This is a genomic window from Enterobacter sp. BIDMC92, assembly GCF_001030225.1.
Classification (GTDB): Bacteria; Pseudomonadota; Gammaproteobacteria; order Enterobacterales; family Enterobacteriaceae; genus Enterobacter; species Enterobacter sichuanensis.
The window spans coordinates 3,030,320-3,054,323 of record NZ_KQ087598.1 but is presented as its reverse complement, the minus strand read 5'-3'; the positions used below and the strand labels follow the sequence as shown (position 1 = coordinate 3,054,323).

The 24,004-nt window shown below is 55.8% G+C and carries 25 protein-coding genes and 1 pseudogene; 10 read left to right on the top strand and 16 right to left on the bottom strand.

Going from position 1 to position 24,004, the window contains the following annotated elements:
• The first annotated feature begins 144 nt into the window (after positions 1 to 144).
• Together SP99_RS14385 and SP99_RS14380 are read left to right on the top strand one after the other, a co-directional pair.
• On the top strand, positions 145 to 2,925 hold the full coding sequence (locus SP99_RS14385) for a flavocytochrome c (RefSeq protein ID WP_047959000.1): 2,781 nt from the start codon (positions 145 to 147) through the stop codon (positions 2,923 to 2,925).
• A gap of 88 nt (positions 2,926 to 3,013) precedes the next feature.
• Entirely contained in the window at positions 3,014 to 3,976 is a 963-nt protein-coding gene (locus tag SP99_RS14380; RefSeq protein WP_047958999.1) for an FAD:protein FMN transferase, read from the top strand.
• Here the strand turns inward: SP99_RS14380 and dcuR are convergent.
• Together dcuR and SP99_RS14370 are read right to left on the bottom strand one after the other, a co-directional pair.
• Positions 3,957 to 4,676, bottom strand: coding sequence for a two-component system response regulator DcuR (gene dcuR, locus SP99_RS14375; RefSeq protein ID WP_025759484.1), 720 nt, complete (start codon positions 4,674 to 4,676; stop codon positions 3,957 to 3,959). The two genes, SP99_RS14380 and dcuR, sit on opposite strands and share 20 nt — an antisense overlap.
• Positions 4,673 to 6,289 (bottom strand): sensor histidine kinase, encoded by a 1,617-nt coding sequence (locus SP99_RS14370; RefSeq protein WP_047958998.1) that lies wholly within the window; start codon positions 6,287 to 6,289, stop codon positions 4,673 to 4,675. Before SP99_RS14370 ends, dcuR begins: the two co-directional genes overlap by 4 nt.
• Before the next feature lie 165 nt (positions 6,290 to 6,454).
• Here SP99_RS14370 and SP99_RS14365 point away from each other — a divergent pair, with 165 nt between their 5' ends.
• Positions 6,455 to 7,318 (top strand): N-acetylmuramic acid 6-phosphate etherase, encoded by an 864-nt coding sequence (locus tag SP99_RS14365; protein ID WP_047958997.1) that lies wholly within the window; start codon positions 6,455 to 6,457, stop codon positions 7,316 to 7,318.
• Positions 7,319 to 7,370: 52 nt separating this feature from the next.
• On the opposite strand, the gene ompC is transcribed toward SP99_RS14365, so the two are convergent.
• Entirely contained in the window at positions 7,371 to 8,525 is a 1,155-nt protein-coding gene (ompC, locus tag SP99_RS14360) for a porin OmpC (RefSeq protein ID WP_047958996.1), read from the bottom strand.
• Positions 8,526 to 8,810: 285 nt separating this feature from the next.
• Between ompC and SP99_RS14355 the strand changes: the two genes are divergently transcribed.
• The 3 genes from SP99_RS14355 (at position 8,811) to SP99_RS14345 (ending at position 11,461) form a co-directional block, all read left to right on the top strand.
• A complete protein-coding gene (locus SP99_RS14355) occupies positions 8,811 to 9,512 on the top strand; it encodes a phosphohydrolase (RefSeq protein ID WP_047958995.1) in 702 nt (233 codons plus the stop codon).
• 61 nt (positions 9,513 to 9,573) lie between these two features.
• Positions 9,574 to 10,989 carry a DNA cytosine methyltransferase gene (locus SP99_RS14350; RefSeq protein ID WP_047958994.1) on the top strand — a complete coding sequence of 472 codons (1,416 nt, stop codon included), beginning with the start codon at positions 9,574 to 9,576 and terminating at the stop codon, positions 10,987 to 10,989.
• Positions 10,970 to 11,461, top strand: a complete 492-nt coding sequence (locus SP99_RS14345; RefSeq protein ID WP_047958993.1) for a very short patch repair endonuclease — start codon at positions 10,970 to 10,972, stop codon at positions 11,459 to 11,461. Before SP99_RS14350 ends, SP99_RS14345 begins: the two co-directional genes overlap by 20 nt.
• On the opposite strand, the gene yedA is transcribed toward SP99_RS14345, so the two are convergent.
• Complete coding sequence (gene yedA, locus SP99_RS14340; protein ID WP_025759478.1) at positions 11,433 to 12,347, bottom strand: drug/metabolite exporter YedA; 915 nt, start codon at positions 12,345 to 12,347, stop codon at positions 11,433 to 11,435. The two genes, SP99_RS14345 and yedA, sit on opposite strands and share 29 nt — an antisense overlap.
• 178 nt (positions 12,348 to 12,525) lie before the next feature.
• Here yedA and SP99_RS14335 point away from each other — a divergent pair, with 178 nt between their 5' ends.
• The 3 genes from SP99_RS14335 to dgcQ all read left to right on the top strand — a co-directional run bounded on the left by SP99_RS14335 (position 12,526) and on the right by dgcQ (position 15,466).
• Positions 12,526 to 13,437 carry a DUF808 domain-containing protein gene (locus SP99_RS14335; protein WP_025759476.1) on the top strand — a complete coding sequence of 304 codons (912 nt, stop codon included), beginning with the start codon at positions 12,526 to 12,528 and terminating at the stop codon, positions 13,435 to 13,437.
• 78 nt (positions 13,438 to 13,515) lie between these two features.
• Entirely contained in the window at positions 13,516 to 13,698 is a 183-nt protein-coding gene (locus SP99_RS14330; RefSeq protein WP_025759475.1) for a YodC family protein, read from the top strand.
• 67 nt (positions 13,699 to 13,765) lie between these two features.
• A complete protein-coding gene (gene dgcQ / locus SP99_RS14325) occupies positions 13,766 to 15,466 on the top strand; it encodes a cellulose biosynthesis regulator diguanylate cyclase DgcQ (protein ID WP_047958992.1) in 1,701 nt (566 codons plus the stop codon).
• Here the strand turns inward: dgcQ and SP99_RS14320 are convergent.
• Together SP99_RS14320 and yodD are read right to left on the bottom strand one after the other, a co-directional pair.
• Positions 15,451 to 16,251: a mannosyl-3-phosphoglycerate phosphatase-related protein gene (locus SP99_RS14320; RefSeq protein WP_047958991.1), complete on the bottom strand. Its 801-nt coding sequence runs from the start codon at positions 16,249 to 16,251 to the stop codon at positions 15,451 to 15,453. The genes dgcQ and SP99_RS14320 overlap by 16 nt on opposite strands.
• A gap of 301 nt (positions 16,252 to 16,552) precedes the next feature.
• Entirely contained in the window at positions 16,553 to 16,780 is a 228-nt protein-coding gene (yodD, locus tag SP99_RS14315) for a YodD family peroxide/acid resistance protein (protein ID WP_013097742.1), read from the bottom strand.
• A 136-nt stretch (positions 16,781 to 16,916) separates the two neighbouring features.
• On the opposite strand from yodD, the gene dsrB reads away from it, so the two are divergent.
• On the top strand, positions 16,917 to 17,105 hold the full coding sequence (gene dsrB / locus SP99_RS24920; RefSeq protein WP_008500312.1) for a protein DsrB: 189 nt from the start codon (positions 16,917 to 16,919) through the stop codon (positions 17,103 to 17,105).
• A gap of 107 nt (positions 17,106 to 17,212) precedes the next feature.
• Here the strand turns inward: dsrB and rcsA are convergent, their stop codons facing one another.
• The 10 genes and pseudogenes from rcsA to fliJ all read right to left on the bottom strand — a co-directional run bounded on the left by rcsA (position 17,213) and on the right by fliJ (position 23,985).
• Positions 17,213 to 17,836, bottom strand: coding sequence for a transcriptional regulator RcsA (gene rcsA / locus SP99_RS14305; protein WP_013097740.1), 624 nt, complete (start codon positions 17,834 to 17,836; stop codon positions 17,213 to 17,215).
• A gap of 287 nt (positions 17,837 to 18,123) precedes the next feature.
• A pseudogene (gene fliR / locus SP99_RS14300) lies at positions 18,124 to 18,916 on the bottom strand (flagellar biosynthetic protein FliR); the annotation flags it as partial.
• A gap of 7 nt (positions 18,917 to 18,923) precedes the next feature.
• Complete coding sequence (fliQ, locus tag SP99_RS14295; protein ID WP_008500315.1) at positions 18,924 to 19,193, bottom strand: flagellar biosynthesis protein FliQ; 270 nt, start codon at positions 19,191 to 19,193, stop codon at positions 18,924 to 18,926.
• 9 nt (positions 19,194 to 19,202) lie between these two features.
• On the bottom strand, positions 19,203 to 19,940 hold the full coding sequence (fliP, locus tag SP99_RS14290) for a flagellar type III secretion system pore protein FliP (protein WP_008500316.1): 738 nt from the start codon (positions 19,938 to 19,940) through the stop codon (positions 19,203 to 19,205).
• Positions 19,940 to 20,314: a flagellar biosynthetic protein FliO gene (fliO, locus tag SP99_RS14285; RefSeq protein WP_025913352.1), complete on the bottom strand. Its 375-nt coding sequence runs from the start codon at positions 20,312 to 20,314 to the stop codon at positions 19,940 to 19,942. Before fliO ends, fliP begins: the two co-directional genes overlap by 1 nt.
• 2 nt (positions 20,315 to 20,316) lie before the next feature.
• Positions 20,317 to 20,730, bottom strand: coding sequence for a flagellar motor switch protein FliN (gene fliN / locus SP99_RS14280; RefSeq protein WP_025759467.1), 414 nt, complete (start codon positions 20,728 to 20,730; stop codon positions 20,317 to 20,319).
• A complete protein-coding gene (gene fliM, locus SP99_RS14275; RefSeq protein ID WP_008500320.1) occupies positions 20,727 to 21,731 on the bottom strand; it encodes a flagellar motor switch protein FliM in 1,005 nt (334 codons plus the stop codon). Before fliM ends, fliN begins: the two co-directional genes overlap by 4 nt.
• A 4-nt stretch (positions 21,732 to 21,735) precedes the next feature.
• On the bottom strand, positions 21,736 to 22,206 hold the full coding sequence (gene fliL, locus SP99_RS14270) for a flagellar basal body-associated protein FliL (RefSeq protein WP_021241388.1): 471 nt from the start codon (positions 22,204 to 22,206) through the stop codon (positions 21,736 to 21,738).
• A gap of 106 nt (positions 22,207 to 22,312) precedes the next feature.
• On the bottom strand, positions 22,313 to 23,545 hold the full coding sequence (gene fliK, locus SP99_RS14265; protein ID WP_047958990.1) for a flagellar hook length control protein FliK: 1,233 nt from the start codon (positions 23,543 to 23,545) through the stop codon (positions 22,313 to 22,315).
• On the bottom strand, positions 23,542 to 23,985 hold the full coding sequence (gene fliJ / locus SP99_RS14260) for a flagellar export protein FliJ (protein WP_014170734.1): 444 nt from the start codon (positions 23,983 to 23,985) through the stop codon (positions 23,542 to 23,544). Before fliJ ends, fliK begins: the two co-directional genes overlap by 4 nt.
• Between the last annotated feature and the right edge of the window lie 19 nt (positions 23,986 to 24,004).

The following is a 24,004-nucleotide window of genomic DNA, read 5'->3' as shown; positions in this document are numbered from 1 at the left end:
GATTAAATAGTTTATTAACTAACGTTATAGCTTTAGAAACTAAAAAAATCATTATATTAATATCATGACATCGGCAAATAACGACGAAATAAAAAACCAATCCGATAACGAATTCTTAATTTTTAAAAGTTTGGAGTTTCTATTATGAGCACTAACGAACGCATTCTGACTCCCTTCACATTACCGAATGGTACTGAACTGAAAAACCGTTTGTTAATGGCACCAATGACCACCTGTACCGGCTATTACGACGGCACGGTCACCAGCGAGCTGGTGGAGTACTACCGGGCCCGTTCCGGAAGCATTGGGACCATCATTGTGGAGTGCTGCTTCGTCGACGATCTCGGTCTCGCTTTCCCGGGCGCGATTGGCATCGATAACGACGAGAAAATCGCCGGGCTGGCGAAAATCGCCGAGGCGATTAAATCCAAAGGTTCGAAAGCCCTGCTGCAGATCTACCACGGCGGCCGTATGGTTGACCCGAAACTGATCGGTGGCCGCACGCCGGTGGGCCCAAGCGCCGTCGCTGCGCCGCGTGACGGTGCGGCCACACCGGTTGCGCTGACCACTGAAGAAGTGGAAGGCATGATCGGCAAGTTTGGTGAAGCAGTGCGCCGCGCCATCCAGGCCGGTTTCGACGGCGTGGAAATTCACGGGGCAAACACCTATCTGATTCAGCAGTTCTACTCGCCAAACTCTAACCAGCGCGACGACGAGTGGGGCGGCAGCCGCGACAACCGCGCCAGATTCCCGCTGGCGGTACTGGACATTACCCACAAAATGGTGCGCCAGTATGCAGACGACGCGTTCATTATTGGCTACCGTTTCTCCCCGGAAGAGCTGGAAGTCCCGGGCATCCGCTTTGAAGACACCATGTACCTGCTGGAAAAACTGGCGGCGCGCGGTGTGGACTACCTGCACTTCTCCGTGGGCGCCACCCTGCGTCCTTCCATCGTAGATACCCAGGACCCGACGCCGCTTATCGAAAAATACTGCGCCATGCGTTCTGAAACCCTGGCGCAGATCCCGGTCATGGGCGTGGGCGGCTTGGTGAATGCTGCCGATGCCTGTGAAGCGCTGGACCACGGTTACGATCTGATCGCCGTTGGCCGCGCCACCATTGCTTACCCGGACTGGACTGACCGCATCGCGGCCGGGGAAACCCTGGAGCTGTTTATGGACAGCACCAAACGCGAGGCGCTGAGCATTCCTGAACCGCTGTGGCGTTTCTCGCTGGTGGAAGCGATGATCCGCGACATGAGCATGGGCGAATCGAAATTCAAACCGGGCACGTTCACCGAGAAGGTGCAGGACGAGGCGAACGAACTGGTGATAAACGTCAGCCTGGAAACCGATCGCATCGCCGATATTGAGCTGGCCTCTGGCCCGGGTGACGACGTTGAGTTTGTCACCAGCTTTGAAGAGATCCGTTCCCGCATTCTGGATGCCAATACCCCGCATGTGGACGCCATCACCGGTGCCACCAGCCAGAGCGAGGCGGTGAAAAAAGCGGTCTCAAAAGCGATGCTGAAATCCAGCAAAGCGCGGGCCGCAGAAGAGGGCGCTGACCCGAACGCAACCCGCAGCGTTGATGTGGTGGTGGTTGGGAGCGGCGGTGCCGGTCTGGCCGCAGCCATCCAGGCCCATGACGAAGGGGCGAGCGTGCTGATCGTCGAGAAAATGCCCACCATCGGCGGGAACACCATTAAAGCCTCTGCCGGGATGAACGCCGCAGAGACGCGCTTCCAGCGGGTGAAAGGCATTCAGGACAGCAAAGAGCTGTTCTACCAGGAGAGCCTGAAAGGGGGCGGTAACAAGAACAACCCTGAACTGCTGCGTCGCTTCGTGGAGAATGCGCCACAGGCGATTGAGTGGCTGGCAACCCGCGGCATTATGCTCAACGACATCACCACCACCGGTGGGATGAGCATTGACCGTACTCACCGTCCAAAAGACGGTTCTGCGGTCGGCGGCTACCTGATCAGCGGCCTGGTGCGTAACGTCAACAAACGCAACATCGAAGTGATGCTCGATACCTCCGTCAGCGACATTATTTTCGAGAACGGCGAAGTGACCGGCGTGCGTCTGACCACCGAAGAGAACGAAACGATCACCGTGGCTACCAAAAGCGTGATTGTCGCCACCGGCGGCTTCAGCGCCAACAGCCAGATGGTGGTGAAATACCGTCCGGACCTCGAAGGTTTCGTGACCACCAACCACAAAGGGGCGACCGGTGGCGGTATCGCGCTGCTGGAGCGTATCGGTGCCGGCACGGTGGATATGGGCGAGATCCAGATCCACCCGACCGTTGAGCAGAAAACCTCGTATCTGATTTCCGAATCCATCCGCGGGGGCGGGGCGATTCTGGTGAACCAGCAGGGGAACCGTTTCTTCAATGAGATGGAAACCCGCGATAAAGTCTCGGCGCAGATCATCGCGCTGCCGGAGAAATACGCTTACATAGTCTTTGACGAGCATGTTCGTGCCAAAAACAAAGCCGCGGATGAGTACATTGCCAAAGGTTTCGTGACCAGCGCCAGCTCGCCAAAAGCCCTGGCAGAGGCGCTGGGAATGGATTACCACGCGTTCCTGGCCACTCTGGAGCGTTACAACGGCTTCGTGGAAAAACAGCACGATGACGACTTTGGCCGTACCACCGCGCTGCGTGCGCCGATCAACGAAGGGCCGTTCTACGCCATTCAGATTGCGCCGGGCGTGCACCACACCATGGGCGGCGTGACCATCAACACCGATACCTGCGTGCTGGACAGCAACCACAACGTGCTGCCAGGGGCGTTTGCCGCCGGTGAAGTGGTTGGCGGGATCCACGGCGGTAACCGTATCGGCGGTAACGCGGTGGCAGATATCATTATTTTTGGTACCCTTGCCGGACATCAGGCGGCGATGCGTTCGAAAAGAATGTAAGGCTCCTGTTCTGTAAGCCGGATGCGCGCATCCGGCACTCTCCCCGGCGGCGCGGTGCTGGCCGGGGCGATATCTGAGGAGACATGCCATGCCTGATGACACCCGCGTCTACAGTTACTCCGCCGTCCAGATGGGCTCTCCCATCCTCCTGAAACTCTTCTCCCATGACGAAGCCCTCGCATCCCGCGTGTTTCGCCTGATCAAACAGTACGAAGACCTGCTCACCGTCAACCGTGCCCACTCGCAGGTGATGGATATCAACCATGCTGCGGGGCAGCATCCGGTCAGCGTCAGCCGTCCGGTGTTTGAGCTGATTCGCTGCGCGAAAGCGGCAAGCCTCCTTAAAGACAGTGCGTTTAACCTGGCCATCGGCCCGCTGGTGAAGCGCTGGAAAATCGGGTTTCGCGGCGACAGCGTACCGCCAGCCGATGAGATTGCGACCCTGCTTACGATTACCCGTCCTGAGGATGTGGTACTGGATGACGCCAGCAGCAGCGTGTTCCTGACCCGGGTAGGCATGGAGATCGACCTCGGGGCCATCGCCAAAGGCTATATCGCCGACAGGGTGCGGGATTACCTGCGCAAAGAGGGCGCTGAACTCGGGCTGATCAACCTCGGGGGGAATATCCAGACGTTAGGCTCGCCGGAAGGGGGCTGGAGCGTAGGGCTCAAAAAACCGTTTGCCGGTGATGAACTGATCGGCGCCATGACGGTAGAGAACCGCTCCGTGGTGACGTCCGGCACTTATGAACGCTACTTTGAACAAAACGGCAAACGCTATCACCACATTCTCGATCCGCGCAGCGGATACCCGCTGGATAACGAACTGGACAGTGTGACCATCATTTCGACAGATTCCATTGATGGCGATATCTGGACCACGCTAATGTATGGCATGGGCGTGGAGAAGGGCTGTGCGGTCCTGCGCTCGCGCCCCGATATTGAAGCTATTTTTGTGACCAAAACAAAAGAAGTGGTGCTCTCTTCAGCGCACCACTTCCGTTTTACCCTGCTGGATAACGACTACCGCGTTACTGACAATACTGCTTGAGCAGGCCCGTCTGCTCAGGCTGGAGACGATAACGATACACCGGACGCCCGGTGGCGCCGTAGTGAATGCTGGTGAACAGGATATTGATCTGCGCCAGCCAGATCAGGTATTTACGGCAGGAGACGCGGGAGATATTCACGGCGCTTGCCAGGTCATCGGTGGAAAACTCGGTTTCCGGATGGGCGTCAATCCACTGGCAGATCGTCCGCAGCGTCTGCGGCGTTAACCCTTTCGGCAGCTTTTTGTTATCCGCCAGTTCCGGCGCCCCGCCGTGGATCAGCCGGTCAACGTCCGCCTGCTCATAATACTGGTGTGAGCCCATCAGGCTGTGCTTTGCCTTCCAGCTGTTCAGCGCCTCTTCAAAGCGCGGGAACTGGAACGGTTTAATCAGATAATCCACCACGCCGTAGTGGATAGAGGTCTGAATGGTCGCGGCATCGGCAGCCGAGGAGATCATGATGACATCAATCGGACGACCGGATGCGCGGATAACCGGCAGCAGGTCCAGCCCGTTGTCCTGCTGCATATAGACATCCAGCAGCACCAGATCCACCGGCTGATTCGGGTCGTTAATCACGGCCTCGGCCTGGTTCAGCGTGGAGGCGACGCCGCAGCAGCTAAAGCCTTCAACACGGTTGACGTACAGACGGTTGAGGTCGGCTACCATGGCGTCATCATCGACAATTAATACATTTATCACGCGATATTCCTCTCGCTATCCCAGGGGATGTGAACAAAAAATTGGGTAAATACGCCAGGTTCAGATTCGACGGTAATGTCCCCGCCGAGGTTCTGAATTTGCTGACGGGCAAGGAACAGCCCAACGCCGCGGTTTTCACCTTTTGTTGAGAAGCCTTTAGTAAAAATAGTCTCCAGCTGGTCGGGATCAATACCCGGACCGTCATCGCTGACTTCGCAGCTGAGCCAGCCGTTCTGATAGTGCAGCAGCAGGGTGATCTCACCTTCCGGCTGCCCTTCCATCGCGTCCAGCGCGTTTTCAATTAAGTTGCCGAGCACGGTGACCAGCACCGCGACCTGCTCTTCACTGGCGGTATCCGGGATCTGGCATTCATCTGCAAGGGTGAGGGTGATCCCGGCCTCTTTCGCCCGGTTGATTTTACCCAGCAGGAACCCGGCGATCACCGGGGATTTCACCTTGCTCTGGATGGTGCCAATGTCGGTCTGATAATTATGCGCCGTCTGCAGGATGTACTCTTCAAGCTTGTCGTAGCGCTTAATGTTCAGCAGACCCAGGATCACATGCAGCTTGTTCATAAACTCGTGCGTATGGGCGCGCAGGGCGTCGACGTAATTAACCATACCGTCGATACGCTGCATCAGCTGGCTGATCTCGGTTTTATCGCGGAAGGTGGTGATGGCGCCTATCACCCGATCCTGGCTTTTCACCGGCACCATGTTGCACAGCAGCAGCCGCCCGTTGCAGCTGATCTCCTGATCCTGTCGCGCAACGCCCGTTTTTGACACGTCCCGCAGGCTGGCCAGCAGGGGAGCGCTGGCGTTTTCGCTCTGCTTGCCGGAGGGCAGGAGGAGTATCTCTCTGGCGGCGTGGTTGATCATCGTCACGCGCCCGTGAATATCGACCGCCAGCACCCCTTCCCGCAGCGACTGCAGCATCGCCTGGCGCTGTTCAAACAGGGCGGATATTTCGTAAGGTTCGAGTCCGAACAGGATGCGTTTCAGGACCCGCACCAGGCCCCAAATCGCCATAGAACTCATAAAAATACTGAACAAAATGGTCCAGACGGCGTTGAGCCGCCCACGGGCAATCTGATCTTCCACTTTTTTGAGGGAGATACCGACCACGACCACTCCGATCTGTTCGTGCTGGCTGTCGTAAACCGGGGTGAAAACGCGAAGCGCTTCGGCGAGGGCGCCACGGTTAACGGAGACGTTCTCTTTGCCTTCCAGAGCCGGGTTCAAATCATCGCCGATAAAATGCAGCCCCAGCAGCGCCTCGTTCGGGTGTGAATAGCGGATCCCACGCATATCGGTGACCACGGTGAACAGCAGATCGTTTCGTTTCGTCACCGCCTGGGCGATGGGCTGAATAATATTCTCCTGCGGTGCCTGCATCAGGCCGCGCTGTATCTCGGGGCTATCGGCGAGGGTGCGGGCAATGCCGAGCGCGGTGTCTTTGACATCATCGCGTGTTGCCCGGGTGATCTGCACCGAATAGAGCGCAAAGACCACCAGCAGGACTGAACCGATAATCGCGCACACCATCAGCGTGACCAGCGTATTGAGTTTCATGGGGCGCTTGCGCGTCGGAAGGAAAGGCTGCAAATCGCTCATCAACACTCCGCGATGATAAAGAAAGGGGGTAATTATCGCCGATGACGCGCTTTTCTTAAAGCCATGTAAAGGCGAGGATTGGGTCCTCTTTTCGTGACCCCCCTCGCAGGTCATCTATATAAAACACTTTATAGTGTGTGGGTACTCATAATAAGGAGGCTGTTTATGAGCATTATGCTTACCGGTTCGGTCAAGGAAAGACGGCACGCCAGCACGATGAATATTGATAGATTGTCCACGCTGGACATGCTGAAAGTCATTCACCAGGATGATGCACTTATCTCCGCTGCAATCACCCCTTTTTTACCCATTATTGCCCGTGTGGTGGATAACGCCGCCGCGACCCTGAGCCATGGGGGGCGTCTGGTGATTGTCGGCGCGGGGCCGTCGGGCTGCGTCGCGCAACAGGTCGCCGATGACTATGCGCCGGGAAAAACCCCGGTGATTGCCGTGACGCCGCAAGAGGGGGAAGGGAGTTACGAGCGCGGTGTGGCTGACCTGCAGGCCATCAACTTTGGTGAACACGATATGATGCTGGCGGTGAGCGTCAGCGGAAAAACACCGTGGGTCTGGGGCGCCATGCGGCATGCCTGGTCGCTGGGTTCGCCGGTGGCCATCATTACAGATGATGCGCAAAGTGAAGCCGCTCAGCTGGCGAGCATGGTCATCGCGCCAGAGTTGGGGGCGGACGTAGTCGCAGGTTATCTCAACACCAAAGCCGGGATTGCGCAAAAAATGATCCTCTCGATGATCGCCACCGGGCTGGCCGTTCGTACCGGGCGCGTCTACAGCAACCTGCGCGTGGATCTTGAGGCAAGCAATACTCACTGGGCGGAACGGCAAATCGCCATTGTGATGGAAGCGGGGGGATGCACCCGGGCGCAGGCAAAAGCGGCGCTGGAAGCCTGTAACCACCACTGTAAAACGGCGGTACTGATGGTGCTGACAGGGCTGGATGCATGGAAAGCCCATGAGCTGCTGGCGCAGAATAACGGGTTTATTCGCGTGGCGCTGCAGGAAGCGCCGTAAGATCTTCAGAAAGAAAAAAGGCCGCGATTGCGGCCTTTGGTGTTTTTGGGGGTTAGAACTGGTAGGTCATGCCTACGCCAACGATGTCATCGGTGGAGATGCCATTGGCTTCATAGAAGTATTCATCGTTATCCAGCAGGTTGATTTTGTAATCAACGTATGTGGAGAAGTTTTTATTGAAGCTGTAGGTCATGCCAAGATCGATATAGTTCACCAGATCCATATCACCGTGCTGACCCTGTGGGTGGCTGTGGTTACCCGGATAAGTCATGTCTTTACCTTTGGAGTAAACCCATGCCAGGGAAGGACGCAGACCGAAGTCGAACTGATACTGTGCAACGGCTTCGAAGTTTTGCGTCTCATCAGCAATCCCATAATCGCCATATGGCGTCATGTTACGAGTTTGCGCATACATCATCGCCAGATAGATGTTGTTAGCATCGTATTTAGCGCCAATAGTCCACACGTCTGCTTTTTCACCGCCAGCGATAAGCGCGCTGTTATGACCTAATCCTTCTTGTTCATTGGTGCGATCAGAAGAGGAGTACGCTGCGCCAAGGCTCAGACCGAAGTCAAAGTCATAAGAGGAAGAAATACCGAAGCCATCACCGTTCTGGAAGCGCACGTCGTTGTGACCGTTTTTGGTGCCTTCCTGATCTTCATCAGCGTTGGAACCTTCATTATTACCCTGATACTGCAGCGCAAAATTCAGACCTTCCACCAGACCGAAGAAATCTGTATTACGGTAGGTTGCCAGACCGTTAGCACGGCCGTTCATGAAGTTATCGGTCCAGGTGTAAGAATCACCACCAAATACCGGCAGCATATCGGTCCAGGCTTCGACGTCATACACGACACCGTAATTACGGCCATAATCGAATGAACCGTATTCGCCATATTTCAGGCCTGCATACGCCAGACGGTTAAATGATTTATCGCCTGCAGATTCGGTATTATTCGCGTAGGTTTTATATTCCCACTGGCCGTAACCGATCAGATCGTGGGTGATCTGGGTTTCGCCTTTGAAACCAATCTGTACATAGGTTTCATCGCCGTCGTCGCCCGGGTTGTCAGAGAAGGTATGACGCGCATCGACTTTGCCGTACAGGTCTACTTTGTTGCCATTTTTGTTATACATTTCAGCCGCATTTGCTGCGCCAGCCATTAATAACGCGGGTACAAGAATAGCCAGAACTTTTCTTTTCATTATATATTCCCTTGAAAGATAATTTATATGAATATATGTAATCACTCTCCGCAATTACAGCGTCGATACTATTCCAGCTATTGATTTTTAGTTTCAAAAATAAATGTAATTAAATCCATTTAAATATTGCAAAATATTTCTATCAATCTCTTTATTTTTCTTGTGAATTAATTGTTTGATTTAATATGGTGTAATTATTATTAAGTATTTCGAGCTTCTATTTATTAATTCATTCAATTAGGTTGTGTTATAGTTCAGGCTCATATTTCACGACAGGGCACAACGATGGAACTGACGCAGTGGCAGCAGCGTTTTGAGCGCTGGCTCGACGAAAACCACACCTCTGACGATGCTGCGCATGATATTTCGCACCTTCGTCGCGTCTGGAAAACGGCGCAAAAAATCATGTCTCGCCAGACCGCCGATCCGTTGGTGGTCCTGACCGCCTGCTATTTCCACGATATCGTTAGCCTGCCGAAAAACCACCCCGAACGCAGCCAGTCATCGCAACTGGCCGCGCGCAAAACCCGCGACATTCTGCAGCGCGATTTCCCGGACTTCCCCTCGGAGCACTATGCAGGCGTTGCACATGCCATTGAGGCGCACAGCTTCAGCGCCGGGATCGCGCCGCAGAGCGTGGAAGCGAAAATAGTCCAGGATGCTGACCGGCTGGAAGCACTAGGGGCTATCGGCCTCGCGCGCGTCTTTGCCGTCTCGGGCGCACTGGGCGTGGCGCTGTTTGACGCAGACGATCCCTTTGCCGATGCGCGTACGCTTGATGATCGGGCATTTGCTCTCGACCATTTTCAGACCAAACTGCTGCGACTGCCTGATACCATGCAAACGGAAATGGGCCACGAGCTGGCACGGCACAACGCTGATTTCCTGATCCAGTTTATGGCGAAACTCAGCGCCGAATTGCACGGCGACTGCATCGGGCTGGATAGCCATGTGATGAACCGCTTCCGTCGCAGTTTGCATGAATGAACTGTGGTAATCTGTCTCCAGTCTTTATTCTCCGGTTAAAAGAATGCAGGAAAAACGATCAGTGACTGAGCCCGCGCCTGAGCAGGCTGAGAAATCAACGGCAACGGTGCAGGCGTTACTGCGTCAGCTGTTGGATATCTATGATGCTAAAACGCTGGCCAATCTGCTGGTGGCGCACGGTGAGAACCACTGGAGCCCGGCCATTCTTAAACGGCTGGTGACCAGCGAGCGGGCAGGGCGACGCCTGAGTGAAGGCGAGTTTCGTTATCTGCAAAACCTGCTTCCACGTCCTTCCGCTGCGCACCCGAACTATGCCTTCCGCTTTATCGATCTGTTCGCCGGTATTGGCGGCATCCGACACGGCTTTGAAGCTATCGGGGGTCAGTGCGTGTTTACCAGCGAGTGGAACAAACATGCCGTGCGGACCTACAAGGCCAACTGGTATTGCGATCCGCAGGCGCATCATTTCAACGCTGACATCCGCGATGTCACCCTGAGCCATAAAAGCGGTGTCAGCGATGAACAGGCCGCCGAACATATTCGCCAGACCATCCCGGCGCATGATGTGCTGCTGGCTGGCTTTCCGTGCCAGCCTTTCTCGCTGGCCGGCGTCTCAAAAAAGAACGCACTCGGACGCGCCCACGGTTTCGCCTGCGATACCCAGGGAACGCTTTTTTTTGACGTAGCCCGTATCATTGACGCCCGTCGCCCGGCCATTTTCGTGCTGGAAAACGTTAAGAATTTAAAAAGCCACGACGGCGGGAAAACCTTCCGCATTATCATGCAAACGCTGGATGAGCTGGGTTATGACGTGGCCGATGCCCAGGACATGGGCGCAGATGACCCAAAAATCATTGATGGTAAACATTTCCTGCCCCAGCATCGCGAACGCATCGTGCTGGTGGGTTTCCGCCGCGATCTCAATCTGAAGGGCGATTTCACCCTGCGGGATATCCCGTCTCTCTACCCCGAGCGCCGTCCCACCGTGGCCGACCTGCTGGAGCCTGTCGTTGATGCGAAGTTCATCCTCACCCCGGTGCTGTGGAAATACCTCTACCGCTATGCCAAGAAACATCAGGCGAAGGGCAACGGCTTCGGCTTCGGGATGGTAGATCCGAACGATCCGCACAGCGTGACGCGCACGCTCTCCGCGCGTTACTACAAAGACGGCGCGGAAATCCTTATCGACAGAGGCTGGGACAAGGCGCTGGGCGAAAAAGATTTCGACGATCCGCTCAACCAGCGTCACCGTCCGCGACGCTTAACGCCGCGGGAGTGCGCCCGGTTGATGGGCTTTGAGACGCCACAGGGTTATCGCTTCCGCATTCCGGTTTCGGACACCCAGGCGTACCGTCAGTTTGGCAACTCGGTAGTGGTGCCGGCGTTCGCGGCCGTGGCAAAACTGCTGGCCTCGCGCATCAGACAGGCGGTGGCACTTCGTCAGGGTGAGGCCGTCAATGACGGATGTTCACAATAAGGCGACGCGCAGTAAAAACATGCGTGCCATCGGCACGCGTGACACCGCCATAGAAAAGCGCGTGGCCGCGCTGCTGACGCAGGCGGGGTTTGATTTCCGCGTGCAGGATGCCGCCCTCGCAGGGCGCCCCGATTTCGTCATCGATGCCTGGCGGTGCATCATCTTTACCCACGGCTGTTTCTGGCATCATCACGACTGCTACCTGTTTAAAGTCCCGGCGACGCGCACCGACTTCTGGCTGGATAAGATTGGCAAGAACGTTGAACGCGACAGGCGGGATCTGACCACACTGATGGCGCAGGGCTGGCGGGTGCTGATCGTCTGGGAGTGTGCACTGAGAGGCAGATTAAAGCTGAACGACGTTGAACTGTCGGAACGGCTGGAAGAGTGGATCTGCGGCGGCGGTCAGACCGCGCAGATCGACACGCAGGGGATTCACCTGCTCACGGTTTCTCCGCCTCGCAAGGCGTAACGACCGGTTTTGCTGGCAGCAAATATTTGCCCAGGGTGACCAGCACGACGGCAAACACAATGATCCCCAACGCCAGCCATTCAACGGCAGAGAGCGTTTCCCCGCCTAATCCTGTGCCGAGCAGTACGGCCACCACCGGGTTAACGTAGGCGTAGCTGGTGGCAACCGCCGGGGAGACGTTGCGGATCAGGAACATGTAGGCGTTAATGGCGATGATTGAGCCAAACAGCGCCAGATACCCTACCGCGAGAAAGCCCGACAGGTCCGGCAGCGTGGTCAGCTTTTCTCCCGTCAACGCCGAGGCGAGCAGCAGAACAATCCCCGCGGCGAGCATCTCAATTGCGCCCGCCATCATGCCGGTGGGGAGCGTGATACGTGAACCGTATACCGAGCCAAACGCCCAGCTCATGGAGCCTATCAGGATAATCACTGCGCCCCACGGATTCCCGCTCAGGTTCCCGCCACTGTTGAGCAGAATAATACCGGCGAGTCCGATACCAATCCCCAGCCATTCCAGCTTGCGGGTGCGGATGCCGAAAAGGCGGCTGAAGCAGAGGGTAAAGAGCGGCACGGTGGCAACGACCACGGCGGCGATCCCGGACGGCACGTTCTGGTGCTCGGCAATCGTTACAAACCCATTTCCCACCGCCAGCAGCAGCAGGCCGATTAGCGCGGCATTCAGCAGCGGACGCAGCGGGGGAAGCTTGTGGCCGCGCAGCAGCAGGAACGCGAGCAGCAGGACGCCTGCCGAAAGGAAGCGAATGCCCGCCATCATCAGGGGGGGCCAGCTTTCCACGCCGATGCGAATGACAAAGTAGGTTGAACCCCAGATGATATACAGCGAAAAGAGTGCCCCGATGAGCGGTAGCAATTGCCGGAAACGCATAATCCCTCACGACGAAATAAAAAGGTCGCTGATAGTAAACGCGAAAACTATCGCGCTGGCGAGCCCTTTAATTGTGTAGTTGATGTGAATTTTTTGTTGACGTGAGGAGCCTGTTTCCGGCTTTGTACTTTTGCTCCATACTATTCACTTAATTACCAAAAAATGAAGGATTAAGATTTTGGCAGGAAGTAGCTTATTAACATTGCTGGATGATATTGCCACCTTACTGGATGACATTTCGGTGATGGGGAAACTGGCGGCGAAGAAAACCGCTGGCGTGCTGGGAGATGATCTGTCGCTGAACGCCCAGCAAGTGAGTGGGGTGAGGGCCAACCGTGAACTGCCGGTGGTGTGGGGGGTAGCAAAAGGCTCCTTCCTCAATAAGGTGATTCTGGTGCCGCTGGCGCTGCTTATCAGCGCGTTCATTCCGTGGGCGATCACGCCGCTATTAATGATTGGCGGGGCATTTCTCTGCTTTGAGGGCGTCGAGAAGGTCCTGCACTCCTTTAGCGCGCGTAAGGAGAGCGATACCCCGGAGATGCGTCAGCAGCGTCTTGAAGCGCTGGCCGCTCAGGATCCGAAGACCTTCGAACGTGATAAAGTTAAAGGCGCCATCCGCACCGACTTTATTCTGTCCGCTGAAATTGTCGCCATTACGCTGGGCATTGTCTCTGACGCGCCGCTCCTGAATCAGGTGCTGATCCTCTCCGGCATTGCCCTTCTGGTGACAGTAGGCGTCTACGGCCTGGTGGGATTGATCGTGAAGCTGGATGACATCGGCTACTGGCTGGAGACGAAATCGAGCGCGGTGGCGAAAGGCATCGGCAAGAGCTTACTGGTGCTGGCCCCCTGGCTGATGAAGAGTTTGTCCGTGGTGGGCACGCTGGCGATGTTCCTCGTCGGCGGCGGGATTGTGGTTCACGGCATTGCCCCGCTGCACCATGCTATCGAACATTTCTCCGCCACGCAGGGGGCGGTTGTCGCGGCGATGCTGCCCACGCTGCTGAATCTGGTGCTGGGCTTTATCATTGGCGCCATCGTGGTTGCGGCGGTAAAAGGGGTTGAGAAACTCCGCGGTACGTCGCACTAATTGTTACCCGGTGCGGGATGCAAAAAGACCATTCCTCGTCTAAATTGAAACAGTTTCACCCTGATACAGGAGGCAGGTATGGTCTTTTTGGTCAGTGATGAAGTTAAGCCGAAGAAGGGCGGTCCACGTATGATTGTGACCGGATATTCCAGCGGAATGGTGGAATGTCGGTGGCACGATGGCTACGGCATCAAGCGGGAAGCATTCCGTGAAGATGAGCTTCAGCCGGGTGACGGACAGCACAAGCGGGACAAGGCTTAATCACGTAACGCCCGGCTTTGCCGGGCGTTTTTATCTCAGGGTGTAGGGCAGTGATCAGGGAGTGTGTGTGCAGCGCGATACCTTTGTTGTGAGACAATCTTTTTTGCAATGGCTGCATAAACGTAGCAATCCGGGGCTGATTGTTAATCTCTGTTTTATTGTCGTTCTGGTGTTTTCCACCCTCCTGACCTGGCGCGAAGTGGTGGTGCTGGAAGACGCCTACGTCTCCAGCCAGCGTAACCATCTGGATACGGTGGCCAGTTCGCTGGACAGACAGCTACAGAACAGCGTGGACAGGATGCTGTTGTTCCGCCAGGGCATGCGCGATGCCATCCAGACGCCGCTGGCCTTTGACGCTTTACAGAATGCGGTGTCACGCTTCAGTACTCTGCGCGTACTCCCCACCTGGCAGCTTGCCGTGGATAAAAAACGCACCCTGCCGATAAACGGGGTATCCGATGCGTTCGTCGAAAAAACCACGCTTCTCAATCGCGACGCGGAGCGCATCAGCAATGAAATTACTGCCGCGCTGGAAGTGGGGTATCTGCTCCGGCTGGCTTCATCGAGAGCGCAGACGGAATCGCGGGTGAACTACGTCTCCCGCGCCGGGTTTTATCTCTCTACCGACACGCCGGAGCAGGCGGGTGACATTACCTCCCGCTATTATCATCTGGTCACGCAAGCCTGGTTCACCGAGCAGTCAGAACGTAACAACCGCGCACGCGCGGTGCGCTGGTTTATCTCCACGCCCTCCGCATGGACCGGCGATGAACGCGCGATCACCGCCAGCGTCCCCATCTATTTTGATCATTACTGGTATGGCGTGGTGGCGATGGATTTCACACTGGGCACGATGCAACGTCTGCTGGCTGACGCGACGGAAGACAGAACGGAAGGGGAGTATCAGCTGTACGACACCCGGCTCAATTTGATTGCCACCTCTGCTCATGCGGGTAACCCGGTTAACCACTTTGACGAGCGCGAAACGGCGCAGATTGCCCAGGCAATTGAACATGATACCGGCGGCGGCATCCGCCTCGGAAGCCGTTTTATTAGCTGGGAGCGGCTCGATCACTTCGATGGCGTCGTTCTGCGGATCCACACCCTGCATGAAGGGGTGCAGGACGACTTCGGCAGTATCAGTATTGTGCTGGCGCTGCTGTGGGCGCTGTTTACCGCCATGCTATTGATCTCGTGGCTGGTGATCCGTCGGATGGTAAGCAACATGTATACGCTTCAGCATTCGCTGCAGTGGCAGGCCTGGCACGATCCACTCACCCGGCTGAATAATCGCGGCGCGCTGTTCGACCGCGCGAAAATGCTGGCGGAAACCTGTCGCCAGCAGTCGCTGCCCTTCTCGGTGATTCAGATCGATCTCGACCATTTTAAAAGCATCAACGACCGTTTCGGCCATCAGGCCGGTGATAAGGTGCTGTCCCATACGGCGGGGCTGATTGCCACCGGATTACGCAAAAACGATGTCGCAGGGCGTGTCGGCGGGGAAGAGTTTTGTGTCGCCCTGCCGGGGATTAGCCTTGAGGAGGCGAGAGGGGTTGCGGAGCGTATTCGTTGCCGCATCAACAGCAAGGAGATTCTGGTGAAGAAGAGCACGACCCTGCGCATCAGCGCCTCGCTGGGGGTCAGCAGCGCGGATGAAAAGGGGAATTACGATTTTGAACAACTGCAGTCCGTGGCGGACGCCCGCTTATACCAGGCTAAACAGACCGGGCGTAACCGCGTTGTCTGGCGGGATCAGGAGAGGAAGTGATCCAGCCCTTCGTGCCAGCCCACGGGACCGGGTTGTTGGGTGTGATAAACCCGCGCGGGATTATCGTCCCGTAGCGTGATGCCCTGACGGTTAATGCCTTTAATCACTATCGCGTAATCCATGCTGTCCAGCAGCGGCGCATCATTGGGGCCATCACCGAGTCCCAGCGTCGTGGGTTCGATCGCTTCCTGCTCACGGTATTGCTCAATCAGCCAGTTAACCGCCACGTCTTTACCGCAGCGGGCGTCAAGAATATGCCAGAACCGCGCCCCCTGCAGACATTGCAGACCGCTACGCGCCAGCGCCTCTTCAAACTGGACCATTTTCTCGTCGCTGTCGCGCCAGATGAGCGTGACCGAGGCTTCCTGCCTGCGGGCCAGCGCAGAGCGATAGCGCGTCAGGCCGGTCCACTCGCTGATAATGCGATCGTCCACGTCGTCAAAGGTGGTGAACTTAACGCCCGTCTCGAGGCGGATTTGCTCGATCCGCGGGCGAATATCCCGGTGTGACATTCCTCTAATCTGACGCGGCACCTTTTCCCACCGCACGTCAGGCTGAATAACCGCGCCGTTCTCGGCAATAAACGGCAGGCCTTCCAGACCCAGATCCTGCTGGATGTCCAGCATCTCGGCCGCCGTTTTGCTGCTACAGAGAATGAGCGGAACCTGGTTATCCAGCAGCCTGTCCAGCCAGGGCAGCGCGGGCTGCCACTCGTAGGTATGGATATCGAGCAACGAGCCGTCCAGATCGGAAAAAATCAGCAAGGGATCCCGCAGTGAAGGCATACAGACTCCTGGTAACGGTGGCGTCGCTTTCTAAGAAAATTCCTAAAAAATAGCCGGGATAAAAACCGGAACAATGAGAACGGACCCTGGCAAACCCGCATTCGGCGTATGTTGCTGCTCATAACCAAATTCATAATGCTGAAAATAGTATATTCATCATAAGAATATATGCTTGTCAGACAAATTCGTTGGGGATAGTGTGGCATGTACATCAGATTTCCTGGTGTAACGAATTTTCAAGTGCTTCTTGCAAAAGCAAGTTTTGATCCCGGCCATCCCCATGACCGGGATTTTTTTCGCCCTACCGATTGGCTTCAGACACGCTAAAGTCGTGTATATCCAGCTCGAAGGCCTCCGCCAGCTCACGATAGGTGTGATAGTCCCTTCCGTTGACAATGACGCGGTCTGAATTGTCGTCCGTCCGGCGGACTTCTGACTCACTGATCTCATTGATGGCGGCCAGCAGGGCATCGACATCCACCTCGACTTCGCGCTTGATGGTGTCGCTGTACTCTTTATCGGTCTTCATTACGGGGCTCCTCATTCAACCTTCAACGCGGTCCAACGGTAAGTATAGCCTGTGTATAAAAACGCCATTCACACCGGGCAGCGATGTGCGTTTTTGCGTTTTGTTCTACACTGGCTCAAAACCAGAGGAGGAATGTATGAAGGTCAACGATCGGGTCACCGTTAAAACGGACGGTGGGCCGCGCCGCCCGGGTGTGGTGCTGGCAATTGAAGAGTTTAGTGAAGGGACAATGTACCTGGTCTCACTGGAAGACTACCCGCTCGGCATCTGGTTTTTTAACGAACTGGGGCATCCGGATGGGATTTTTGTCGAGAAAGCCGACTAATACGGCGTCGGGTCGCGATTCGCGTGCCCGACCGCCTGTACAAAAGCAAAAATCTCTGGCCAGGCCAGAGATCAAAGGTAGGGTGCACAGGGTCTTTTCTTAAGCGACTAACGCATGTTGACGAAAATCCCGTTCGTCACATTATCGGTCAGGCGTACCACGTGGTAGATCACTTGCTTATTATGCGTTTTAATTTTCCTTTTAATATTTCCTTTGTGTGACGAAACGGTTTTAGCTTTAATATTCATCTGGTCGGAGATCTGAATAGTTCCCTGACCCGCCATCCACATTCGCAGCATACTTGATTCAGTCCTGCTTAATGATAGGGTGGGTAAGTTAACCGCTCCTACATTTTTAACTTCTTTATTCAAATAATCACCCAGAATGTCATCCAGCGACTCGGGTTTAATCGATTTAGAACTGATCAATAAATTTTTACGGACCAACAAATACTCATCGAAATGGATATTTGCGATCGCCATAAAAACAATAAACAGGGTTTTTGGATGCTGATTAATGATTTGCTTAATGTGCTGACTGTTGGCTGGATCGTGAATGAAACAGTCCTCATTAATAAACACCACGCCTGGTTTGAGTTCGTCACAAGCGGCCGCGAGCTCTTCAACGGTGTGTGCATCGTTGATGTCTCTCTTTCTTACCCCTCTGCTTGCCAGGTACCCGGTTAACCCTAGCCGGGTGTAGCTGCATAAATCCATAATGATCGTTGACATGGCATACCCTCACTCAATGCGTAACGATAATTCACCATCTGCCTGAGAGCTCAAAACAGCCATACGGGATGGAAAAAAATAATAAACCTGTGAGCATGACAAAGACTTTCAGGCGGACTCACTATCCCGTAAAGTTACGTATAATTTGCCAGGAATCTTCTTAAAGTAAAGTAAATATTAAGTATTGTGAGGTGGTTAGAAACAATTAAACCGCGTCAGATATATCCTGGAAGATGTTTTTCAGGTTTTATTTTAGGAATATCCTCAGAAAGACAATAGCAACAGTGAGGGCTATTATTTACGAGGCAGCTCGCTGACAATATCCGCTAAGAGGTTGAATATCTCGCCGAATAAATGTTCACAGAAGGGAGCGATAAGGGGCATCAGTAATGACATTAATAAAATTCCGACCGTCAGCGTCAGTGGAAAACCAATGACAAACACCGAAAGCTGCGGTGCCATTCTGTTCAGTAAACCTAACGCCAGGTTGACGGTCAGCAGCAGGGTGATGATCGGCAGCGCCAGCATCAGCCCGTTGAGGAAAATCAGCCCCGCGGCGCGGGTTAGCGCCAGAAACGCATTGCTGTTCACCGGATTTTCCCCAATCGGTAGCGTATGGAAGGTGTCCACCAGCATGGAGATGAGCCACAGATGACCGTTGAACGACAGAAACAGCAGCATGGCGAGCAGGTCGATAATGCGCGCCAGCACGGGCATGTTGAGATGACTGCCGGGATCGACAAACGTGGCGAACGATAACCCCATCTGCAGGCCAATCAGCTCTCCCGCGGTACGCACGGCGGCAAACGCGAGCTGCATGGTAAAGCCGACGGCAACGCCAATCATCACCTGCTGCAGAGCCACCCACACCGCGTTCGCCGAGAAAATCGGGATCTCCACCGGGGGAAGGGACGGGGCGACGATAATCGAGATGATAATGCCCAGCCCCACTTTGACACGCTTGGGGATCGATTTCTCACTGAGGATCGGGGCAGTGGAGACCAGCGCCATAATGCGCAGCATCGGCCAGAAATAGACGCCGAGCCACTGAACCCACTGGTCGCTGGTGAAGTGCAGCATCGTCAGATCAGCCGATGATGTACGGCAGGTTGGTAAACAGGTTGCGCATATAGTCCAGCAACAGGTTCAGCATCCACGGCCCGGCGACGATAATCGCCACGAACACGGCGATGATTTTCGGAATGAACGACAGCGTCATTTCGTTAATCTGCGTGGCGGCCTGAAGAATACTGATAATCAGACCCGTCACCAGCGCGACAAGCAGCAGCGGTGCGGCAACGGCAATGGCGATTTTCATCGCTTCCGTGCCCATCATCATGACCGATTCGGGTGTCATTGCCGTTCCTTAACTGTAGAAGCTCTGCGCCAGCGAACTGACCAGCAGCTGCCAGCCGTCGACCAGCACAAAGAGCATGATCTTAAAGGGCAGGGCGATGGTCGCGGGCGGCACCATCATCATCCCGAGCGCCATCAGAACGCTGGCGATCACCAGATCGATAATCAGGAACGGAATAAAAATGGTAAAGCCAATCTGGAACGCGGTTTTCAGCTCGCTGGTGACATAGGCGGGCAGAAGAATACGCATGGGTACCGCTTCCGGCCCCTGCAGCTCGCCGGTATTGGACAGACGGGCAAAGAGGGCGAGATCCGCTTCGCGCGTCTGGCGCAGCATAAATTCCCGCAGCGGCTGCGCGCCTTTATCCAGCGCCTCCTGCATGGAGATTTTATCTTCGCTGAACGGCTGATAAGCGTCGGTATAAATCTTATCGATCACCGGCGACATAATGAAAAAGGTTAAAAACAACGCCAGCCCAAGCAGAACCTGGTTTGGCGGGGCGGACGGGGTGCCCAGCGCGTTTCGCAGCAGACCAAAGACGATAATGATGCGGGTGAAGCTGGTCATCATCAGCAGAATGGCCGGAATAAACGTCAGCGAGGTGATGAAAACCAGCGTCTGAACCGGAAGTGACCAGCTTTGGCCACCGCCCGCGAGCGGGGTAGATACCAGACCGGGCAGTTGCGCATAAACCGCGGGAGCAAACAGGCCAACGCCCGCAAGCGTCAGGGATAACAAACGGCGCATCAGGATCTCCCGGAACGCTTAAGCAAACTCTTCATGACGGACTGAAAATCCGCAGGGGCCTCTGCGCGCGCGTCCACCTCAACAGGGGCGGGCGGCAGTTTATGTAATACGTTGATGCTGGAGGCCGTGACGCCCAGGACCAGACGCGCGTCTTCCACCTCGACAATGACCACGCGTTCACGTGGCCCCAGCGTGCTGCTGGCACTGACTTTCAGGCCGCGGGTGCCGGCGGTTTTACCCGCCAGACCAAAGCGCTTCGCCAGCCAGGCGGCGATAAGAATAAAGGCAATAATACCGAACAACGCCCCGCTCACCTGGAGCAGAGGTGAACCGGGGACGGCAGAAGGTTGCGATAGTGTTGCCTGGGTTTTCATGCTTAACGGCTCAGACGACGCATACGTTCAGACGGGGTAATGATATCGGTGATACGTACGCCGTATTTATCGGCAACCACCACTACCTCACCCTGGGCAATCAGATAACCGTTGATCAGAATATCCAGCGGTTCACCGGCCAGACCGTCAAGGGCGACCACAGAACCCTGCGTCAGGCGCAGCAGCTCTTTAATGGTCATCCGGGTGCGGCCCAGTTCAACGGTCAGCTTAACCGGGATGTCCATAATCAGGTCGATGTCCTGCAGCGTGCCGCTGACGTCACCGCCGCCAAGCTGCTGGAAGACGGCATCCGCCGCACTTTTGCTCGGGGTCGCTTTTTGCTCGTTTAACGCGTCAGCCCACAGATCGTCCAGTGCTCCGCTGTTTTCATCGGACGGATTGTTCATGTCACTCATTTGGGCTGTTCCTCATTCAGCGAATTCAAAATCGGGTTGATCAAGTGCTCTACGCGTAACGCATACTGACCGTTAATCGTGCCGTACTGGCTTGTCAGCACGGGGACACCATCCACATGGGCAATAATGCGGTCGGGTTTTTCTATCGGCAAAACATCACCGGGTTGTAATTTCAGGATCTGTGATAACCGCAGCGGGATATCGGCGAAGCTCGCCACCAGCTCAAGCTGTGAATGCTGGACCTGGCGGACCAGGTTTTCACGCCAGTTCTGGTCTTCGTTGCGGGAGTTCTCCAGCGGCGGGTTGACCAGCAGCTCGCGCAGCGGTTCGATCATGCTGAACGGCAGGCAGATGTTGAACTCACCGGTCAGGTTACCGATCTCCACGTGGAACGGGGTGTTCACGACGATATCGTTCGGGGAGGTGGTGATATTGGTAAATTTCACCTGCATCTCAGAACGGACGTACTCCACTTCCAGCGGGTTGATCGCTTTCCACGCGTCGCTGTATGACTCCAGCGCCAGCTTCAGCATGCGGTTAATGACGCGCTGTTCGGTGTGGGTGAATTCGCGACCTTCTACTTTGGTCGGGAAACGCCCGTCGCCGCCGAACAGGTTATCCACCGCGATGAACACCAGGCTTGGGGAAAACACCACCAGACCGGTGCCGCGCAGCGGCTTCAGATGAATCAGGTTAAGGTTGGTTGGCACCGGCAGATTGCGGGCAAACTCATGATACGGCTGAATGCGGATCGCACCGACCGTGATATCCGGGCTACGACGCAGCAGGTTAAACAGCCCCATACGGAACTGACGTGCAAAACGTTCGTTAATGATCTCCAGCGCCTGCAGACGTTCACGTACCACGCGACGCTGGGTATTCGGGTCATAGGGGCGAATATCGCTATCGCCGCCAATACCCGGTTGCGGATCGTCACTCTTATCGCTGTCGCCGTTGAGCAGCGCATCGATTTCTGCCTGAGAAAGAATACTGTCGCCCATGTCGTTACCGCAGAATGAAAGCTGTGTACAGAACGTCAGTGACTTCCTGCTTAGGTTGACCATTTACCAGCGGGGTCGCCAGCGTTTGTTTAATGGCATCGACCAGCTTTTGCTTGCCAACATCGGTGGCCAGCGCCGAAGCGTCCTGACGAGAGAACAGCAGCAGAAGGCGGCTGCGCACCTCCGGGAGATAATCATTCAGACGCGCGCGGGTGGCTTCATCCTTCAGGCGCAGCGTAATACCGACATACAGCACACGGTCCGCATCACCGAGATTCACGGTGAAGGTGTCCAGAGGGAAAAATACCGGCGCCGGCGGCGGTGCAGGTTCGGCCTTGGCCGCAGCGGTTGAAGGTTCCTGCTGCATACGCCAGTAACTATAGCCCGCGGTAGCGCAGGCGGCGAGCGTGATCAACACCAGCAGCGGGATCCAGATGGAACGCTTACTTTTTTTGGTGATAGCGGAGTCAGTCATCTGATACGAGCTTCCTGTTTCGGTACAGCTTAATAAGGTGATTATCCCGTGTCCTGCTGTCGTCAAAGCGTGGAAAAGACGGGGATAATCACGCTACCTCTGGCGTTTAGGCGAAGATGTCTACGGCACCGTTACCGCGTGCGGCGGATTGCAGGGCCGCAGGGACAGGCAGAAGCTCATCGCTCTCTTCATTAAAACCGCCGGTGTTGCCGGAACGCGAAGCCTGGTGCTGCTGGGAGGAGGACTGCTGCTGCCCGGCAAAGCTCTCGCTGCTGACGCTGCTTTGCGACAGCTGAATGCCGTTCTCCGCAAGCGAGGTCCGCAGAACCGGCAGGGCCGCCTCCAGTGCCGCACGGACATGGCTGTGGGCAGAAACCATCTGCAGCTGCGCCTGGTTATCATCCAGTTTAAGTGAAATCTGCACCTGCCCCAGATCTTCCGGGTGCAGACGCAGCTCCGCGGTCTGCTGGCCCTGCTTAGTGAACAGCGTGATGTGCTGGCTCAGGGATTGTTGCCATTCGTGGGTACCCAGCGGCTGACTTAACACCGGCGCGGTGGCAACGGTAGCGGCAGGCTGGCTGGTCGCATGGCTGGAGACGATCGGTGCCAGGGTGGCCGTCGGCGACGAGGAGGATGAACTGGCGAGATCCTGCTTCTCTGCGCTGGCGGCCACAACCTGTGCTGCCGGCGCGTTGGCAGGCAGCGCCGGATCGCTGTTTGTCATCTGCGTCTGGCTTTGATAAGGCGTCGTTATCGGCGCTTTTTCATGGCCGCCCTGCGCCGCGTTCAGCAACGGCTGGGTCGCACCGTTTTGGGCACGCGTCGCGGAACCCAGCGCCGACGGTGCGGTAATATCGTTACGCTCTGTCGCCTGGACGGTGCGGGTCTGCTGGTGCGGCAGCATGGCCATCAGCGCGCTTAATCCGGCCAGCTCTTCTTCGCTCAGCTCGCTTTTGCCGTCATCTTTGCTGTTGACCGCATTGAGCGCTTTCAGGGCATCGCCCTTCGATACCGGCACCAGCCCGGAAACCAGCGTCTCAGGCGAGATGACAGGCGTGGCTTCCTCGCCATTCAGTGCCGGCTGACGCGCGAGCAGGTCGGCAATTTTAGCCTGCAGAGCGGTATCGCCTTTGGCGTCCTGAGCCACTTTAGAGAGCTTGCTGCCGGCAGCTTTCAGATCCGCCAGGGTCAGCGGCGCATCGTTGCCCTTGCCCGTTGCCTCCGTCAGGGCGCCCGCCAGCAGAGAGAGAAAGTCTTGCGCACCCTCGGTGCCTTTCCCTGTCTGCGTGCCGCCTGCGAGCTCGCTGTCGCTCATCAGCAGTTGTTGCAGTGTGATCATTCCGGTTTCCTCATTGATGCGCGCTGGGCAAACTCATCCATTTTCTTCTGATCCAGACGGTTTTCCGCCAGGGTCGTTGCCGCGATCTGCCGGTCCTGTAAGGTCTGCCAGGCCTGCAGTCGCTGCTTCTTCTCACGCCAGAAATTCAGCGCGGTATCGACTTTTTGGGTCCACTGGTTCAGCTGCTGGCGATGCTGTTCTATCGCCTTCTCCAGCGTCTGGATAAACTGCTGATAGTTAATCCAGCGCTGGCTGCCAATGCCCTGTGTCATATCGGTATTGAGGTTGGTGCGATATTCATGCTGATAGTCGATTAACATCTTCAACTGTTCTTCAGCCTGCTGGCACCCGCGTCGCATTGCGCCAAGCTGCAATGCGGCATCATCAACTTCTTTTTCTGCCAGATCTTTCAGCGTTGATAACGCGCTGTTTTGCGCCATGACCTTCGCCCTCCACCTG

Excerpts from the sequence above, each read along its gene's own strand:
- SP99_RS14385 (WP_047959000.1), top strand. The coding sequence starts at position 145 with ATGAGCACTAACGAACGCATTCTGACTCCCTTCACATTACCGAATGGT.
- SP99_RS14380 (WP_047958999.1), top strand. The coding sequence starts at position 3,014 with ATGCCTGATGACACCCGCGTCTACAGTTACTCCGCCGTCCAGATGGGC.
- SP99_RS14370 (WP_047958998.1), bottom strand. The coding sequence starts at position 6,289 with ATGAGCGATTTGCAGCCTTTCCTTCCGACGCGCAAGCGCCCCATGAAA.
- SP99_RS14365 (WP_047958997.1), top strand. The coding sequence starts at position 6,455 with ATGAGCATTATGCTTACCGGTTCGGTCAAGGAAAGACGGCACGCCAGC.
- ompC (WP_047958996.1), bottom strand. The coding sequence starts at position 8,525 with ATGAAAAGAAAAGTTCTGGCTATTCTTGTACCCGCGTTATTAATGGCT.
- SP99_RS14355 (WP_047958995.1), top strand. The coding sequence starts at position 8,811 with ATGGAACTGACGCAGTGGCAGCAGCGTTTTGAGCGCTGGCTCGACGAA.
- SP99_RS14345 (WP_047958993.1), top strand. The coding sequence starts at position 10,970 with ATGACGGATGTTCACAATAAGGCGACGCGCAGTAAAAACATGCGTGCC.
- yedA (WP_025759478.1), bottom strand. The coding sequence starts at position 12,347 with ATGCGTTTCCGGCAATTGCTACCGCTCATCGGGGCACTCTTTTCGCTG.
- SP99_RS14330 (WP_025759475.1), top strand. The coding sequence starts at position 13,516 with ATGGTCTTTTTGGTCAGTGATGAAGTTAAGCCGAAGAAGGGCGGTCCA.
- SP99_RS14320 (WP_047958991.1), bottom strand. The coding sequence starts at position 16,251 with ATGCCTTCACTGCGGGATCCCTTGCTGATTTTTTCCGATCTGGACGGC.
- yodD (WP_013097742.1), bottom strand. The coding sequence starts at position 16,780 with ATGAAGACCGATAAAGAGTACAGCGACACCATCAAGCGCGAAGTCGAG.
- dsrB (WP_008500312.1), top strand. The coding sequence starts at position 16,917 with ATGAAGGTCAACGATCGGGTCACCGTTAAAACGGACGGTGGGCCGCGC.
- rcsA (WP_013097740.1), bottom strand. The coding sequence starts at position 17,836 with ATGTCAACGATCATTATGGATTTATGCAGCTACACCCGGCTAGGGTTA.
- fliQ (WP_008500315.1), bottom strand. The coding sequence starts at position 19,193 with ATGACACCCGAATCGGTCATGATGATGGGCACGGAAGCGATGAAAATC.
- fliP (WP_008500316.1), bottom strand. The coding sequence starts at position 19,940 with ATGCGCCGTTTGTTATCCCTGACGCTTGCGGGCGTTGGCCTGTTTGCT.
- fliO (WP_025913352.1), bottom strand. The coding sequence starts at position 20,314 with ATGAAAACCCAGGCAACACTATCGCAACCTTCTGCCGTCCCCGGTTCA.
- fliN (WP_025759467.1), bottom strand. The coding sequence starts at position 20,730 with ATGAGTGACATGAACAATCCGTCCGATGAAAACAGCGGAGCACTGGAC.
- fliM (WP_008500320.1), bottom strand. The coding sequence starts at position 21,731 with ATGGGCGACAGTATTCTTTCTCAGGCAGAAATCGATGCGCTGCTCAAC.
- fliL (WP_021241388.1), bottom strand. The coding sequence starts at position 22,206 with ATGACTGACTCCGCTATCACCAAAAAAAGTAAGCGTTCCATCTGGATC.
- fliK (WP_047958990.1), bottom strand. The coding sequence starts at position 23,545 with ATGATCACACTGCAACAACTGCTGATGAGCGACAGCGAGCTCGCAGGC.
- fliJ (WP_014170734.1), bottom strand. The coding sequence starts at position 23,985 with ATGGCGCAAAACAGCGCGTTATCAACGCTGAAAGATCTGGCAGAAAAA.